18 protein-coding genes are annotated in these 14,973 nt (G+C 66.2%); 9 read left to right on the top strand and 9 right to left on the bottom strand.

The annotated features are described in order from the left end of the window. Positions 1–153: 153 nt before the first annotated feature. The 3 genes from AB0M22_RS25240 (at position 154) to AB0M22_RS25230 (ending at position 1,824) form a co-directional block, all read left to right on the top strand. A complete protein-coding gene (locus tag AB0M22_RS25240) occupies positions 154–726 on the top strand; it encodes an LppA family lipoprotein (RefSeq protein ID WP_364731413.1) in 573 nt (190 codons plus the stop codon). Between the two features lie 99 nt (positions 727–825). Beyond that, a complete protein-coding gene (locus AB0M22_RS25235) occupies positions 826–1,251 on the top strand; it encodes a DUF4189 domain-containing protein (RefSeq protein ID WP_364731410.1) in 426 nt (141 codons plus the stop codon). A 141-nt stretch (positions 1,252–1,392) separates the two neighbouring features. Continuing rightward, a complete protein-coding gene (locus AB0M22_RS25230; protein ID WP_364731407.1) occupies positions 1,393–1,824 on the top strand; it encodes a DUF4189 domain-containing protein in 432 nt (143 codons plus the stop codon). A 62-nt stretch (positions 1,825–1,886) separates the two neighbouring features. On the opposite strand, the gene AB0M22_RS25225 is transcribed toward AB0M22_RS25230, so the two are convergent. Genes AB0M22_RS25225 through AB0M22_RS25215 form a run of 3 tightly spaced genes read right to left on the bottom strand, consistent with a single transcriptional unit; the run spans position 1,887 to position 4,482 of the window. Next, entirely contained in the window at positions 1,887–2,549 is a 663-nt protein-coding gene (locus AB0M22_RS25225; protein ID WP_364731404.1) for a methionine ABC transporter permease, read from the bottom strand. An 11-nt stretch (positions 2,550–2,560) separates the two neighbouring features. Then, positions 2,561–3,610, bottom strand: coding sequence for a methionine ABC transporter ATP-binding protein (locus AB0M22_RS25220; RefSeq protein WP_364731401.1), 1,050 nt, complete (start codon positions 3,608–3,610; stop codon positions 2,561–2,563). Continuing rightward, positions 3,607–4,482, bottom strand: a complete 876-nt coding sequence (locus AB0M22_RS25215; RefSeq protein ID WP_364731398.1) for a MetQ/NlpA family ABC transporter substrate-binding protein — start codon at positions 4,480–4,482, stop codon at positions 3,607–3,609. The genes AB0M22_RS25220 and AB0M22_RS25215 overlap by 4 nt, the downstream gene beginning before the upstream one ends. Positions 4,483–4,614: 132 nt before the next feature. Here AB0M22_RS25215 and AB0M22_RS25210 point away from each other — a divergent pair, with 132 nt between their 5' ends. Further along, entirely contained in the window at positions 4,615–5,481 is an 867-nt protein-coding gene (locus tag AB0M22_RS25210; protein ID WP_364731395.1) for a MetQ/NlpA family ABC transporter substrate-binding protein, read from the top strand. 6 nt (positions 5,482–5,487) lie between these two features. Here the strand turns inward: AB0M22_RS25210 and AB0M22_RS25205 are convergent, their stop codons facing one another. After that, positions 5,488–6,543 carry a 2-oxoglutarate and iron-dependent oxygenase domain-containing protein gene (locus AB0M22_RS25205; protein ID WP_364731392.1) on the bottom strand — a complete coding sequence of 352 codons (1,056 nt, stop codon included), beginning with the start codon at positions 6,541–6,543 and terminating at the stop codon, positions 5,488–5,490. 326 nt (positions 6,544–6,869) lie between these two features. Between AB0M22_RS25205 and AB0M22_RS25200 the strand changes: the two genes are divergently transcribed. The 3 genes from AB0M22_RS25200 (at position 6,870) to AB0M22_RS25190 (ending at position 8,170) form a co-directional block, all read left to right on the top strand. Continuing rightward, positions 6,870–7,130 carry a hypothetical protein gene (locus AB0M22_RS25200; protein ID WP_364731389.1) on the top strand — a complete coding sequence of 87 codons (261 nt, stop codon included), beginning with the start codon at positions 6,870–6,872 and terminating at the stop codon, positions 7,128–7,130. A gap of 112 nt (positions 7,131–7,242) precedes the next feature. Next, positions 7,243–7,503 carry a hypothetical protein gene (locus AB0M22_RS25195; protein ID WP_364731386.1) on the top strand — a complete coding sequence of 87 codons (261 nt, stop codon included), beginning with the start codon at positions 7,243–7,245 and terminating at the stop codon, positions 7,501–7,503. 52 nt (positions 7,504–7,555) lie between these two features. After that, positions 7,556–8,170: a hypothetical protein gene (locus AB0M22_RS25190; protein ID WP_364731383.1), complete on the top strand. Its 615-nt coding sequence runs from the start codon at positions 7,556–7,558 to the stop codon at positions 8,168–8,170. A 61-nt stretch (positions 8,171–8,231) separates the two neighbouring features. Here the strand turns inward: AB0M22_RS25190 and AB0M22_RS25185 are convergent, their stop codons facing one another. Further along, positions 8,232–9,038: a helix-turn-helix transcriptional regulator gene (locus AB0M22_RS25185; RefSeq protein WP_364731381.1), complete on the bottom strand. Its 807-nt coding sequence runs from the start codon at positions 9,036–9,038 to the stop codon at positions 8,232–8,234. 86 nt (positions 9,039–9,124) lie between these two features. Here AB0M22_RS25185 and AB0M22_RS25180 point away from each other — a divergent pair, with 86 nt between their 5' ends. Then, positions 9,125–9,493 (top strand): nuclear transport factor 2 family protein, encoded by a 369-nt coding sequence (locus AB0M22_RS25180; protein ID WP_364731378.1) that lies wholly within the window; start codon positions 9,125–9,127, stop codon positions 9,491–9,493. On the opposite strand, the gene AB0M22_RS25175 is transcribed toward AB0M22_RS25180, so the two are convergent. The 4 genes from AB0M22_RS25175 to AB0M22_RS25160 all read right to left on the bottom strand — a co-directional run bounded on the left by AB0M22_RS25175 (position 9,490) and on the right by AB0M22_RS25160 (position 13,166). Next, the gene (locus AB0M22_RS25175) at positions 9,490–10,047 is read right to left on the bottom strand and encodes a GNAT family N-acetyltransferase (RefSeq protein ID WP_364731376.1); all 558 of its coding nucleotides are present in this window, start codon (positions 10,045–10,047) and stop codon (positions 9,490–9,492) included. The genes AB0M22_RS25180 and AB0M22_RS25175 overlap by 4 nt on opposite strands. A 33-nt stretch (positions 10,048–10,080) precedes the next feature. Next, complete coding sequence (locus AB0M22_RS25170) at positions 10,081–11,004, bottom strand: Ku protein (protein ID WP_364731374.1); 924 nt, start codon at positions 11,002–11,004, stop codon at positions 10,081–10,083. Between the two features lie 55 nt (positions 11,005–11,059). Continuing rightward, positions 11,060–12,172: a lycopene cyclase family protein gene (locus AB0M22_RS25165; RefSeq protein ID WP_364731371.1), complete on the bottom strand. Its 1,113-nt coding sequence runs from the start codon at positions 12,170–12,172 to the stop codon at positions 11,060–11,062. A 229-nt stretch (positions 12,173–12,401) separates the two neighbouring features. After that, the gene (locus AB0M22_RS25160; protein ID WP_364731368.1) at positions 12,402–13,166 is read right to left on the bottom strand and encodes an SDR family oxidoreductase; all 765 of its coding nucleotides are present in this window, start codon (positions 13,164–13,166) and stop codon (positions 12,402–12,404) included. Positions 13,167–13,328: 162 nt separating this feature from the next. On the opposite strand from AB0M22_RS25160, the gene AB0M22_RS25155 reads away from it, so the two are divergent. Beyond that, positions 13,329–14,960, top strand: a complete 1,632-nt coding sequence (locus AB0M22_RS25155) for an ABC-F family ATP-binding cassette domain-containing protein (RefSeq protein ID WP_150404420.1) — start codon at positions 13,329–13,331, stop codon at positions 14,958–14,960. The last annotated feature ends 13 nt before the right edge of the window (positions 14,961–14,973 follow it).

The raw sequence follows: 14,973 nt of genomic DNA, 5'->3' as shown, positions 1-14,973 counted from the left end.
CAGCCCCGGCCACCCCACCTGCGCGAACAATTCCCCTGTGCACAACCACCCGGCTGGGGACAGCCATCGAGGGGAGTCATATGGTCGCTGTAGAAGATCAATTAGCGACCATATGACTCACCTCGATGGAGTTCATGTGTGAGGGGGGCTGATATGACGACGAAGGCGGTGGCGCGAGTAGTTGCCTCGGTCATCGTGGCGGCGGTGGTGAGTGGATGCGGGGACAGCTTGAAAGACCCGTACCGCCCGGCGCCCAAAGCTGATATCGCCGAGGCCGCAGCGAAAATGCGGAAGTTGCCGTCGGTCGAAGCCACTGAGCGCGACCTCATGGCGGTGATCTCGCAGATCGCCGAGGCCACGAAGGCCGCTGCCCCGGGGCTCGACTGGCAAACGGTCGTCAACCGTAACCAGAGCAAGCTGGGCTGCCCGTCGCCATACCTCGAAACCGAGGGAGTATCGATCTCGACCGACCGCCTCACCTCTGCGGTGCCGATCGCGGACGATGAATGGGCGGCGGTACTACAAATCGCGCGCGACATCGCGGCGCGAAACGGCATCACATCGTTCACTGTTCGGGCCGACCAGCCCGGACGCCACGATGTCGTGCTGCATTCGCCGGACCAAGGCAACGAGATCAAGCTCGCGACCGCCAAGGCCGCGCTTATCGGCGGCGTGACCGGTTGTCGGTACCGCGAAGTAGACCTGCACAAACAGCCGGGAAACTGACCGGGCAAAAACCGATGGGGCGCAACGGAATACTGGACAGGGAGGCATCGCTCGGCGATGATCAGCTCCGCGTTACTTCGTTGAAACGGGGAGATTCTGTTGTCAGTTCTGGGTAGGGCCGCGTTTGGTGCGGCTCTGACATCCACCGCGGCGCTTGCCCTCTTGGGGGGCGGCTCGGCGGGTGCGGCGGGTAATTACTATGGGACGCTGGCGCTTTCGCCGGGGACCGGGAAGCTGGTCGCGGCGACCGACCAGCCGAGCTGGGTGGCCGCGGATGCGGCGGCGATCCGGGACTGCGCCGTGTACGACTGCCGGATCATGGTGCGGTTCGCCAATGGTTGCGCGGCGATCGCGCGCGGCGCGGACGGGCAGTACGCGGCGGACTGGGCGCCGGCCCGCGAGGACGCCGAGCGGTTGGCGATCGCCAAGCTCGGTGAAAGTGCGCCGCCGTTCCCGGATCTCGGCAGCGCTTCGCCGCGGGCGGCGAGCGTCGTGCTGTCTTCGTGCACGAAGAACGCGAGCTGAGTGCGCGCCACGATCTGAGGCTTTCATTTCTGAAGGCTCTGTGGCCCAATCTATTTCGGGCTCGAGATGATTTTGGACTATTCGGGTGCCGTGCCCGATGATCTGACTCGAAGTCAGTTTTCTTTCTCGGGGAGGATCACAATGTCGTTGTCGCGCAAGGCTGCTCTCGGCCTGGTCGTGTCATCCGCGGCCGTCTTGGTCGCAGCCGGTGCGGGCGTCGCCCAGGCCGGGCCGGATGCGGAGGGCAGGTACTACGGGTCGATCGCGTTGAACCCCAGGAACTGGGACACCGCGTCGGCGTGGAACTACTCGAGCTACGCCGGGTCCGACGCCCGCGCGCTGGCCGAATGCGGCAGCCGGGACTGCTTCGTCGTCGTCCGCTTCTCGGACGGCTGCGGTGCGATCTCGGCGAGCTCGGACGGTCACTGGGCCGTCGGCACCGGCCGGGACCGGGGCGAGGCGGAACGCAACGCCATCGCCGCCCTCGGCCCGCTGGCGCCGCCGTTCCCCAACTTCGGCAGCTCGGCGCCCAAGCGCGCCGAGATCCTGCACTCGCAGTGCTCGCCGGAGTAAGCACGCCATAACCGAACGAGGGGTGTCCGCGCATAGCGTGGACACCCCTCGTTTTGTTTACCTCAGCGGCGCAATACCTTTCGGGCCAGCCAGTTCCCGAAGAACTGAATGCCCTGCACGCCGGCGATGATGATCAGCGTGGCCACCAGGGTCACCTGCCAGTCGAACCGCTGATAGCCGTAGACCAGCGCGAAATCGCCGAGTCCACCGCCGCCGACGGTGCCGGCCATGGCGGAGATGTCCACGATCCCGATCACCACGAAGGTGTAGCCGAGTACCAGCGGCCCCAGCGCCTCGGGAATCAACAGCGTGAAGATGATCCGCAACGGCCCGGCGCCGACCGCCCTGGCCGCCTCGATCACGCCCGGATCGACCGTCACCAGGTTCTGCTCCACGATCCGCGCGATGGCGAACGACGCCGCCACGATCATCACGAACGCCGCGGCATCGGTGCCGATGGTGGTGCCGACCACCTTCAACGTCACCGGGCCGAGCGCCGCGAGCAGGATGATGAACGGGATCGGCCGCACCACGTTCACGATCACGTTGAGCAGCACGTTGATCGGCGCGTTCGCCAGCAGTCCGCCCTTGCGGGTGGTGTAGAGCATGGTGCCGAGGAAAAGCCCGATCAGCCCGCCGACCACGAAGGTGATCAGCACCAGATAGATGGTGGTGCCGATCGCCTCGGTGAGGACCGGCTGGAGTTTGTCCCAATCTGTATGCATCGGTACTCCTTTCAGCCCTTCTGGTCGGTCCGGGTGACCTGAACGGGGTCGCCGGCGCGGCGATCGAACTCGTCGATCACCTTGTCGATCGCCGCATCCGCGCCGTGCAGCGCCAGGGTGACGCTGCCGAATGTCTTGTCCTGCAACGTGCTCACGCCGCCGTAGACCACCTCGAAGCGCACGTCGGCGTGCGCCGCGGTGGCCAGTGCCGCGCCGATGCCGCGCCGGTCGTCGATGTCGACCGTGACCAGCCGGCCGCCGTGTAGCTCACCGAGCCTGCGCAACTCGTCCGCGGACGGACGGTTGTGCAGCACCGTCTCCACGAACGACTGCGTCGGCGCCGCCTGCGGGGTCGCGAAAACCTCGAAGGTGCTGGCGAGTTCGACGATCCGGCCCTCCGCGAGCACGGCCACCCGATCGGCCACCGCGCGGATCACGTCCATCTCGTGGGTGATCACCACGATGGTGACGCCGAGCTCCCGGTTGACCTTCTTCAGCAGCCGCAGCACCTCGCCGGTGGTTTCCGGGTCGAGCGCCGAGGTCGATTCGTCGGCGAGCAGCAGCTTCGGCGAGGTGGCCAGGGCACGGGCGATGCCGACCCGCTGCTTCTGGCCGCCGGAGAGCTGATCGGGGTAGCTGCGGGCCTTGTCGGACAGCCCGACGAACTCCAGCAGCTCAGCGACCCGTGCCTTGCGCTCGGCCCGCTTCCAGCCCGCCACCTTCAGCGGATACTCGACATTGCCTGCGGCCGTGCGTGATCGGAACAGGTTGAACTGCTGGAACACCATCCCGATATCGCGGCGCAGCCGCCGCACCTCGGCCTCGCGCACCCCGGTGATCGGGGTGCCGGAGATCTCGACGGTGCCGCTGGTCGGCTTCTCCAGCGCGTTGATCAACCGGACGAGCGTGCTCTTGCCCGCGCCGGAATAGCCGATCACGCCGAAGATTTCGCCCTCTTCGATCCGCAGATCGATAGCGTCCAGCGCGACTTGGGCCGTCGCGCCCTTACCGAAAACCTTGGTGACCGAACGGAACTCGACAGCGGGCGGCCGTTCGGTCACTTGGTGTCGCGGATGGTCTGCTGCACCCGCTGCAGAATCTGTTCCAGCTCAGGGCCGGTGCGCCGCACCTCGACGGCGGTGCCCTTGGTCACCTCGCTGTGCGCCTTCTGCACCTCGGGGTCGTGCCAGAGCTCGACCAGTTGCAGCAGCTTCGGATTGTTCTTGTCCTCGGCCCGGGTCACCAGCGCGTTGATGTAGGGCTCGGCCGCCGGGTTCTTCGGATCATCCTTGTACAGCGCCGAATTGGGGTCGACGCCGGAACGATCGAGGAAGGTGTTGTTGATGATCGAGCCGTCGACCGAGGCGAGCGAGAGCGCGGTCTGGGCCGCGTCCACCGGGGTGACCTTGACCTTGGACGCGCCCTTGTCGATGTCGGCCGGGCTCGGCGACTTGACGTCCGAGGACAGCTTCAGCAGGCCGGCCGCCTGCAGCACGAACAGGGCCCGCGCCTGGTTGGTCGGGTCGTTCGGGATCGCGATCTCCGCGCCCTGCGGCAGGTCCGCGAGCGTCTTGTGCTTCTTGGAGTACAGGCCCAGCGGCACGATGTAGGTGGCGCCGATCGGCGTCAGTGTGTCGTTGTTCGCGACGTTGTAAGCGCCGAGGAACTGTAAGTGCTGGAACAGATTCACATCGATCTGCTTCTGCGCGAGCGCCAGATTCGGCTGCTTGTAATCGGAGAAGTTCGTGATCTTCAGCGTGATGCCCTTGTCCTTGGCCCGCTGCTCGAAAACGTCCCAGGCTTTGTCCTTGTCGGTGGTGCCGATCCGCACTACTGTGTCGGAGGAAGCCTTGTCGTCAGAACCGCACGCCGTAAGGGTGAGGGCCGCGGTTGCTACCAGGACCGGGATCGCCAGTACCCGATGGAATTTCACTCGTGCTCCCGAAATGCTTGTCGCGATATGAACCCGGTAATCCAAGCGACCGGGCAACGAGGGAGACAACGGTTTGGATTGTGGTGAGCAAAACCCTTCCGAAAAGTTGGACGACCGTCTAGTTTGCTCGCAATGCGCTTGCTGCACCGACTACTGCTGATCCCCATCCTGTCCGCCCTGGCCGTCGCCTCGGTTTCCTGTGGCGCGGAGCACCGCGACGACGTGATCCGCATCGGTGTGAACGATCTCGGACTGCCGCACTGGGACGTGTACAAGAAGAAGGCCGCCGATCAGGGCATCGACATCGAGTTCGTCAACTTCACCGACTACAACCAGCCCAATCCCGCACTGGCGCAACGCCGCATCGATCTCAACAAGTTCCAGCACGTGCGGTACCTGGCCAACTACAACGCCCGCAACAACGACACCCTGGTTCCGGTCGGCGCGACCGAGATCTTCCCGCTGGCGCTGTACTCACGTAAGCACAAGTCGGTCGCCGACATTCCGCAGGGCGGCCAGATCACGTTGAGCAACAACCCGGCCAACCAGGTGCGTCCGCTGCTCAGCCTGGCCGCGGCCGGGCTGATCGTGCTGAAGGGCAACGCGGGCTGGGACTCCAAGCTGGAGGACGTGGACACCGCCGCCTCGAAGGTGAAGCTGACCCCCATCGACCCGACGCTGACCGCGCAGTCGCTCGGCAGCGTCGACGCGGCCTTCGTCGACGACACCTTCGCTCGCCCAGCGGGTCTGACGCAGAACGAGACCATCTACACCGACGATCCGGAACGGCCGGAACTCAAGCAGTACATCAACATCTTCGCCGCCCGCGCCGCCGACAAGGACAACTCGACGCTGCTGAAACTCGCTCGGCTGTACCACGATCCGGAGGTCGAGGCCGCGGTGCGCGCCGAGACCGGATATCAGGGCATCTTCAAGACCAACGACCCGGCAGACCTTCAGGCCGCGGCTACGGAGCTGGAAGCCAAGTTCCGCAAGTAGTTTCGGTTACGAGCGCGCCGAGAGGGCCCGTGCGGCTTCTCGCTGCGCGTTCGTATTCGGTTGCAGGCCACGGGAACCGGCGAGTTTCGCCTGGACGTGTTCGGCGACCGTGATCGGTGCGTACTTGCTGCCCGCGCCGATGCACGAGGGCAGGGTCTCGATCAGTGCGTCGAAGTTGCCGTCGTGGAAGAACGCCGCGCTGCGCCGGCGTTCGACGGTGCCGTCGACGATCGGCGGCATGACGCGGTGCAGGGTGGAGAGCCAGCGTTCGTTGGTCCAGCGGGCCATCAGGTCGCCGAGGTTGATCAGCAGGGCGTCGTTGGCGGGCTGCACGTCGTGCCAGTGGCCGTCCGCGCCGAGCACTTGCAGGCCCGGCACCTGGTCGGCCCACAGGACGGTGACGATGCCGTAATCGGTGTGCTCGCCCATGCCCTTCAGTTCGCCGTCGAGGTCGATGCTGCCCGGTGGCAGCGCATAGTTGTTCATGCGCAACACATTCAGCGAATGATCGGTGAAACGGTCGAAGTAGCCGGCCGGCAGATCGAGGGCGTCGGCGAAGATGGTGGTGAGGGTGCCCGCGACGCGCGCGGCCTCGGCGTAGTACGTCAGGACTCGCTGCTGGAACGTGGGAAGTTGTGCGGGCCAGACGTTTTCGGCGTACCCCGCCGCCGCGGGCAAGTCCAGGCCCGGATAGTCGGCCGTCGTCGTGCCGATATTGAACGCCTCGAAGAAATCGTTCATCCGCGTCGCCGACGCCACCCCGAGACTCAAACTCAGGCTCTCGCTCTTCGGCGGCGAATACCCGCGATTGAACTCGACCGCCGCCCGATACCCCTCCTTCGTCGCCTGATCCAGGGCGAAGAAGTCGTCGAGCGCCGACGCGAACTCGTCCAGCACAGACTGCGCGATGCCGTGCCCGCGGATCTGCATGAACCCGACGCTCTGCGCCGCCTCATCGATCTGCCGCGCAACCACTGCCCGCTCCGCAGCGCTCGCACCGCCGATGTAGGCCGAGATATCGATGACCGGAACCTGAAACTCCACCACGAGCCGTCCTTCCATGAGCCGATGACCGCTCCCAGCATGGAACGCGCGGACGTTCCAAACCGCACGTTCGGGTCACATTCCTGTAAATCAGGTTCCAGTCGGGACCGTATCAACGGTCGTTTTTGGAACCTTGCCTGCTCGAGGCGTTTTTCCGGCCGATTCCGCTAGCGCGTCCGCCTGTGCCCGGGCCACACTTGGGGCCGCAATTTCCATTCGAGACAGGGGGCTACATGTTTGCAACACTGCCGGCTTTGGGAAAGCGTGTGACTGCGTTGGAGAGGAAGCACGAGTCCTGGATCGAGTCCTGGAGGGACGACCGCGCTGCCTACCAGGACGAAATCGTGAAGATCCTGGAGATCGTCAAGGTGGTGGAACCGGGCGTCGCCGTGCTGAAGGAAGACGTGTCGGTGCTGAAGCACGATGTGTCCGGGTTGAAGCAGGACGTGTCGGTGCTGAAGCTGGACATGTCCGGGGTGAAGGAAGACGTGTCGGTGCTGAAGCACGATGTGTCTGGATTGAAGCAGGACGTGTCAGTGCTGACGCGCGGCGTCAACGCGATCGTGTCCTACTTCAAGATCACGATTCCTGAGGACGAGAACTAGCAGATAGTCGACCATCTCATTCCGTCTTCCAGCGACGTCTTCGATGCCCGCAGCTGTGTGCGGCAACACCGCGAAGGGCGGATGGGTTCATTCGATAAGGCAGGGGGTTTGTGTGGCAAGGCTGGACGAGCTCGAGTACCGGGTAAGTGTGCTCGAGAAGCTGGTAGGGGATCGTGGCGAGACGCCGTTCTCGGCAAATGACGCCTTGAAGGGCGTACGAAAGCGGATCCTGTCGATGCAACTGAGCGTGATCGGTATGCGACGTCAGCTCGAGGAGCTCGTTGACGACCGGAGCAGCCAGGGGCTAGTGGTTGCCGCGATCGCGTCGCATCTGGGTGTGAAACCTCCCGAGGAACGGGAGGACGAGGGCTAAGCCCTAGGCGAAATCCTCTGCGTTGAGCGTCCACACCGGACATGATTCCGGTGTGGACGAGCAGATTTATGTGCGATCTCGGCAGGCGTTGCATGCGGTGGCGGAGTTGTTGATCGCGGGACCGCAGTATCGGCAGCACGGGACGATTCGGTTGCGGGCGGTGCACCAGGGGTTCGGTGGTGTGCAGTGGCCGGTTTCGGTGGTCGGCGCGGAATTGGTGTGGGACGCAGGACGGGCTCCGTTGCGGGGGACTTATCGGGAGCTCGGGCGGCTGGCGGGGTTCGAGCCGGAGGCGCCGAAGGGCGTGTACAAGGACACGACGGGGGTTGAGCCCGACAGTGTGATCGATATCGATCCGGAGGCGGCGCGGCTGGTCGGGGACTGGTTTGTGCTGGGGGACAAGGCTTTGCGAGAGTTCGCGCCGGATGCGACGCCGGTGCTGTGGCCGGAGCACTTCGACCTGTCGATCACGGTCGACGAGGTGAATTACGGTGTCTCGCCGGGTGATTCATTCCATCCGGGCCCGTACGCATACGTCGGCCCGTGGACCCCACGCACCGGCGATTTCTGGAACGCCCCCTTCGGCGCCTACCGCCCGCACGCCGAGGTCGACTCGGACGCAACCCTGCTGGAGTTCTTCGAACAGGGCCGAGCGGCAGTCAAGTAAGCAGCCGCACCACTTCTGATTTCCCGCACAGGATTTCGCATGCGATTTCCGGTGCGGGAAATCAGAAGTGGTGCGTGTGCGCGGGTTGGTCGGCGAGCGCGTGCAGGTAGTCCGAGGTTGTCGCGTCGGAGGGGAAGTAGGCCTCGACGGCGATCTCGTCGAGGGTGATGTCGAACGGCGCGCCGAACGTCGTGATCGTGTTGAAGAAGCAGAGTTCGGTGTCGCGATGCCGGATCCGGATCGGCAATGCGACGTCGGCGGGGTCGATCGGAGTCGGCTCGGCGGTAGGGTGATACGCGCTCAATTCGTCATGCAGCGTGCGTAATTCGGGATCGCCGGTCTGTGCAGCCTGCCTGGCTAGTCGGGGCAGCAGAAAGCCGCGCACCTGATCGGCATTGCGCAGGCGATCGCCGAACCCGTTGGGATGCAGCCCGATCCGCATCATGTTGACCGGCGGCCGCAGCAGCTCCGGATCGACCTCGTCGAAGAAAACTCGGGTGGCGGCGTTGGCGAACAACAGGTTCCAGCGCCGGTCTACCGCCAACGCCGGGAACGGCTCGTGCAGATCGAGCACCCGGCGTATCGCGTCGCGCGCCCGCGCCAACTCCGGATCGTCCGGCGCGCGATGTCGATAGACGGGCGCGTGCCCGGCCGCGACCAGCAGCAGATTCCGTTCCCGCAGCGGGACATTCAACTGCTCGGCAAAGCGTTCGACCATCGCCGCACTCGGAATGGTGCGCCCCGTCTCCACGAAACTCACATGCCTGGACGAAACATCGGCCTGAATCGACAACTCGAGCTGACTCAGCCCGCGCCGCAATCGCCACTCCCGCAGCAACTCACCAACCGGCCGATCCCCGTGCTCCACCCCGTCAGTATCGCCGCGCACCCAGCACCCGGCCATTACATCCCTGGTAATCGACAGCGCACACCCGCGACTGCGACGGTTGCGCCATGACCGACATCGACAACAAGAACCTCGTCCTGGACGCCCTCGCCGACTTCCAGCAGGGCAATATCGACGGATTCCGCGCACTCCTGCACGAGGACTTCATCGCCCACGCCCCCGGAACCCCTTCCGGCCGAGACGCTTTCCTCGACTACACCGTCAATTCCCCGATCGGCACAGCCGACATCGAGGTCAAACGAGTCATCGCCGACACCGACTACGTCGTCGTGCACCAGCACCTGACGCCGCGCGGCGCCGACCGCGGCCTCGCCATCATCGATATCTGGCGGCTGACCGACGGCCGCATCACCGAGCACTGGCACGCGGCCCAACCGGTGCCGGACGACGATCAGATCCCCAACGGCATGTTCTAGCGCGCGGCCCGGTGGTTGTCGCCGGCCAGTCGCCCGCGCCGGATCAGGGCGCGCTTGGTGCCTGGCGCGATGGCCGCGGCGTCGAGCTGCGAATCCGGTTCGGGGTCATTGGGATTCGGGCGGACGAACAGGGTGACGGTGGCGGCGGGGATGAAGCCGCTGCGGGTCATCAGGGCGGTGGAGGCCGCGTTGCGATCCTCGACATCGGTGACGATCCGCCGGGCGCCGCGCGCGAACAGCGCCTCCGAGCAGACGTCGACCAGCCGCCGGGCGATGCCGTGGCCCTGCATGTCCGGCGCGACGGCGATCCACTCGAGGTAGGCCCAGTCGTCGCGGTTCTCGAATTCCATCGACCCGAGCACGAAACCGACCACACGGTCTGAGTCGAGCGCGACCCAGCAGGCGTTGTCGGGGCTGTCCAGGTGCTCGGCGACCGAGGTCAGCGACCACGAGGTGTACGGCTTGGTGGTGATGTCGAAGACTTCGTGACCGAGATCGAGGACCTGGCGCAGGTGGCCGAGACCCATCGGGACGATCACAACGGCGGAATCCATACCCGACAGTTTGCCAGGAGTGTGCGCCTGTACTTACGCGCCCTTGCGGGCCGCCGCCTTCTTGGCCGCCTTTTTCGCCGGCTTCTCGGCGGTCTTCTTGGCCGCGGTCTTCTTCGCGGCCGGCTTCTTCGCCGGTTTGGCCTTGCCGTTGTCCTCGGCCTCGCCCGCCGCGCGCCGCCCGCTGGCCTCGAGACTGCGTTGCAGCGCGGCGACCAGGTCGACCACTTCCGCGTCCATCTCGGCGGGTGCGGACTCGGGTTGCTCGGGCACCTTGCCGGTGCCGCTGGCGATCGCCTCGTCGAGCAGTCGCTTGAGCTCGATCTGGTATTCGTCGGTGTACTGATCCTGGTCGAAGTCGTCGGACATGGTCTCGACCAGCGTCTCGGCCATCTTGATTTCCTGCGGTTTCGGCGCGGCCACGCCGTCGAGGGCTTCGAATTCGACCTCGCGCACCTCGTCGGGCCACAGCAGGGTTTGCAGCACGAGCATGCCGTCGCGCACGCGCAGCGCGGCGAGCCTGGTCTTCTGCCGCAGGGTGAAATGCACGAGGGCGGTGCGGTCGATCTGCTCCAGCGTCGTCGCGAGCAGGACGTACGCCTTGGGCGTCGCCGAATCGGGCTCCAGGTAGTAGCTCTTGTCGAACAGGATCGGGTCGATCTGCTCGGACGGCACAAACTGCAACACCGGGATCTCGTGTTTCTCGGCGGCGGGCAGTTTGGCGAAGTCCTCGTCGGTGAGAATGACCTTGTCGCCCTCGGGGGATTCGTACGCCTTATCGATATCGGCGTACTGCACGGACTTGCCGCACACCGTGCAGACACGGTCGTATTTGATCCGACCCCCATCCTTGGCGTGCACCTGATGGAATCGGATGTCGTGGTCCTCGGTCGCGGTGTAGACCTTGACCGGGACGTTCACCAGCCCGAATGCGATCGAGCCTTTCCAGATCGACCTCACTGCTGCATCCCCTCGACGCGGGTACCTCGGATGAGTGCCGGACGCTGAGTCCCACTCATCCTTCCATGATGGCCGACGGTATTCGAATACGCGAGCGAATGCCGATCCCGAGTGTCGCGGCGGCGACGCGCCGACGGAGCTGGGGCGGGAGTGCGCCGAAAAGGGTGCGCATGGCGGTAACGGTGCCGGTCAGGTCGGTTCGCCCGGACAGATAGGCCCGCTGCGCGGCGGGCGGCATGGTGAAGAAGGCGTCGAAGAAAACCGGGAGATCGGCGGGCGGGAGCGCGAGCAGTGCGCGCAGGCCCGCGGCGCGGAGCCGGTAGACGGCGCGGGCCGAGGCGGGCCACGCGAGCGCCCCCCTCGCGACGGCATCGGCCGCGGTCAGCGACGCGGCGACGCTGTAACCGGTGGCCGGATGCGCGAATCCGCCTGCCGCGCCGAAGGTTCGGCGTCCGGGACGGCCCCCTTCGACCGGGAAGCGCACCCGCTCGACGCGTTCGTTGCCGGTGAATTCGATTCCGCGGGAACGTAATCGATGATGCAGCCGGTCGCGCAGGGTGGTGCCGTCGAGTGCGGGCCGACCCGCTAGGCAGGTCTCCTCCAGCAACATCGACCCGTCGCCGAGCGGTACCGCGTAGAGAAACGACCTAGGTGCCTCGGCGTCCGCGCCGTTGTCCGTGCGCCAGTCCATGAACAACGGTTCGACCCCGGCGCATCGCCGCGCGTCGAGAACGAGCCCGTAAGCCGTCTGCTCGGCCAATGCGGCAGATCGGGCAATTCCCCGTGCATCGACCACCCGTCGAGCCGTCAGCGGCCGTCCAGCGGCCAGCACGACCGTGTCGGCGGTCAGCTCCACCGCGCGATCCGCGACAACCTCCGCACCGGCTAGATCGAGCGACTCCCGCAGCCGATCCGAATCGAGCACGACGTAAGGCCGATCAATCCGATGCGCCCGCGTTCCCCACGCCGTCGGCTGCTCGACCGTGGCCGCGATCGCCGTCGGATCCAGCCATCCGGGCAACTCGTCGCCCCACGCCGCGTAGGTCGCTGACCACCGGCGATCCGGCGCGGGATCGACCACGGTGACCGACAGCCCACGCGCGAGGCAGCGATGCGCCAACGCCCTGCCCGCAGGCCCCAGCCCACAGACGACGATGTCCGCGGTCATGCCGGCACCGTCAGCAGCAGCCCCAGTTTCGGCGCCAGGCGCCGCTGCACCGGACCGCCTCCTGCCGGAGGGAAACGGCCCTGCCGGGAGGGGATGACCGCCATACACCGGACGGGCGTGAGCGCCGCAGGATGGACGGGCGTGAACGCCGCGCGACGGACGGGCATGACCGTCGCGCGACGATCAGCCATCACCGCGAGTCCCGACGGGCATCGACATTCCGGAATGGTCAGAGTCCGCCGGTCGACAGCAGTCCGCCGTCCACCCGCACCGTCTCACCGGTGATCCACGCGGCCTCGTCGGACACCAGGAACCCGATCAGCCGCGCGACATCCTCGGGCGTGCCGAGCCGCTTCATCGGATAGATGCTCGCCGCCCGCTCCTCGTCCGCGGAGTACAGCGCGTCGGCGAACTTGGTCTTGATCACGCCGGGCGCGACCGCGTTCACCCGGATCTTCGGCCCGAGCTGCCAGGCCAACTCGTCGGTGAGCCGGATCAGCGCGGCCTTGGACGCGCCGTACGCGGCGATCACGCCGGACGACCGGATGCCCGCGACGCTGGCCACATTGACCACCGCGCCGCCGTGCTCGCCCATCCACGCCTTGAACGCCTGCTGGATGTAGCCGAGCGCCGCGACCACGTTCACGTCGAAGATCTTGCGCACCGCGTCGAGGTCGGCTTCCATCAGCGAGCCGAACACGGGATTGATGCCGGTGTTGTTGATCAGGATGTCCACCGAACCGAACTCGGCCATCAGCCGGTCGATCGCCGCCGCGCGGTCTTCGGCGTGCCCCGAGTTGCCGGCCAGCGCGACGACCTCGCCCTGATGTCCGAGGGCCCGCAGCTCCGCGGCGGTCTCGTCCAACGGATCCTTCTTGCGCGCGGTGATCAGCACGTTCGCGCCGCGGCTCAGCAGTTCCGCCGCGACGGCCTTGCCGATGCCCCGGCTGGCCCCGCTGACGAGCGCGCTTTTGCCCAACAGATCAGTACTCATGCATGGGCAGGTTACTCGCCGGTTCAGTTACGGCCGTCACACCCGAGTCGCTGGGTGTAAAAGCGCTACCGGAACCCAGGTAAAATCAGTGGTTCTTGTGCATATCGCGTCGCACAATCGAGTAGCTACCGCCCAGCACCACTGATCCGCGAGGAGAAATCTGTGATCACCGCGACCGACCTGGAGGTCCGGGCCGGAGTCCGCACCCTGCTGTCGGCCCCCGGACCGGCCTTGCGGGTGCAGTCCGGCGACCGGATCGGACTGGTCGGACGCAACGGTGCTGGCAAGACCACCACGCTGCGCATCCTGGCGGGCGAGGGCGAGCCGTACGCCGGAAAGATTCTGCGCTCCAGCGATATCGGCTATCTGCCGCAGGATCCGCGCGAGGGCAACCTCGACATCCTGGCCCGCGACCGGGTGCTGTCCGCGCGCGGCCTGGACACGCTGATCCGCGACATGGAGAAGCAGCAGGCGCTGATGGCCGAGGTGGCCGACGAGAACGAGCGGGACAAGGCGGTGCGCAAGTACGGCCGCCTGGAGGAGCGTTTCTCCGCGCTCGGCGGCTATGTCGCCGAGAGCGACGCTGCCCGCATCTGCAACAGCCTCGGCCTGCCCGATCGCGTGCTCGCCCAGGCGCTGCGCACTCTGTCCGGTGGTCAGCGTCGGCGAATCGAGTTGGCGCGCATCCTGTTCGCCGCCTCCGACGGCAGCGGCGGGCGTTCGGACACCATCCTGCTGCTCGACGAGCCGACCAACCACCTCGACGCCGACTCGATCACCTGGCTGCGCGGTTTCCTGCAGAACCACGACGGCGGCCTGATCGTGATCAGCCACGACGTCGAACTGCTCGGCGATGTGGTGAACAAGGTCTGGTTCCTGGACGCGGTGCGCGGCGAGGCCGATGTCTACAACATGGGCTGGCAGAAGTACCTCGACGCCCGCGCCACCGACGAACAGCGCCGCCGTCGCGAACGCGCCAACGCCGAGAAGAAGGCGAGCGCGCTGCGCGTGCAGGCGGCCAAGCTCGGCGCCAAGGCCACCAAAGCCACTGCGGCACAGAACATGGCCAAGCGCGCCGACCGCCTGATCGCCGAGCTGGACGACGTGCGCGTGGCCGACAAGGTCGCCAGGATCAAGTTCCCCGAGCCGGCTCCATGCGGCAAGACGCCGCTGATGGCGGAGAACCTGACCAAGGTCTACGGCTCGCTGGAGATCTTCACCGGCGTCGACCTGGCCATCGACCGCGGCAGCCGGGTCGTCGTGCTCGGCCTCAACGGCGCGGGCAAGACCACGCTGCTGCGCATGCTGGCCGGGGTCGAGCAACCGACCGCGGGCAACCTGGTCCCCGGACACGGCCTGAAGGTCGGGTATTTCGCGCAGGAGCACGACACCCTCGACGATCAGGCCACGGTGTGGGAGAACATCCGCCATGCCGCGCCGGACGCGGGGGAGCAGAGCCTGCGCAGCCTGCTCGGCGCGTTCATGTTCACCGGTCCCCAGTTGGAACAGCCGGCCGGCACGTTGTCCGGCGGTGAGAAGACCCGCCTCGCGCTGGCCGGGCTCGTTTCGTCGGCCGCGAACGTGCTGCTGCTCGACGAACCGACCAACAACCTCGATCCGGTCTCGCGCGAGCAGGTGCTCGATGCGCTGCGCACTTACGCGGGCGCGGTCGTGCTGGTCACGCACGATCCGGGCGCCGCGGAGGCGCTGTCGCCGGAGCGGGTGATCTTGCTACCGGACGGTTCGGAAGACCATTGGTCCGCCGAATATTTGGAACTTATTCAGCTTGCGTGACTTTCATCACAAG

This window comes from Nocardia sp. NPDC051756, assembly GCF_040681495.1.
Lineage (GTDB): Bacteria > Actinomycetota > Actinomycetes > Mycobacteriales > Mycobacteriaceae > Nocardia.
Note: the sequence above shows the minus strand (reverse complement) of the source record. Positions and strands in the feature narration are given on the sequence as shown.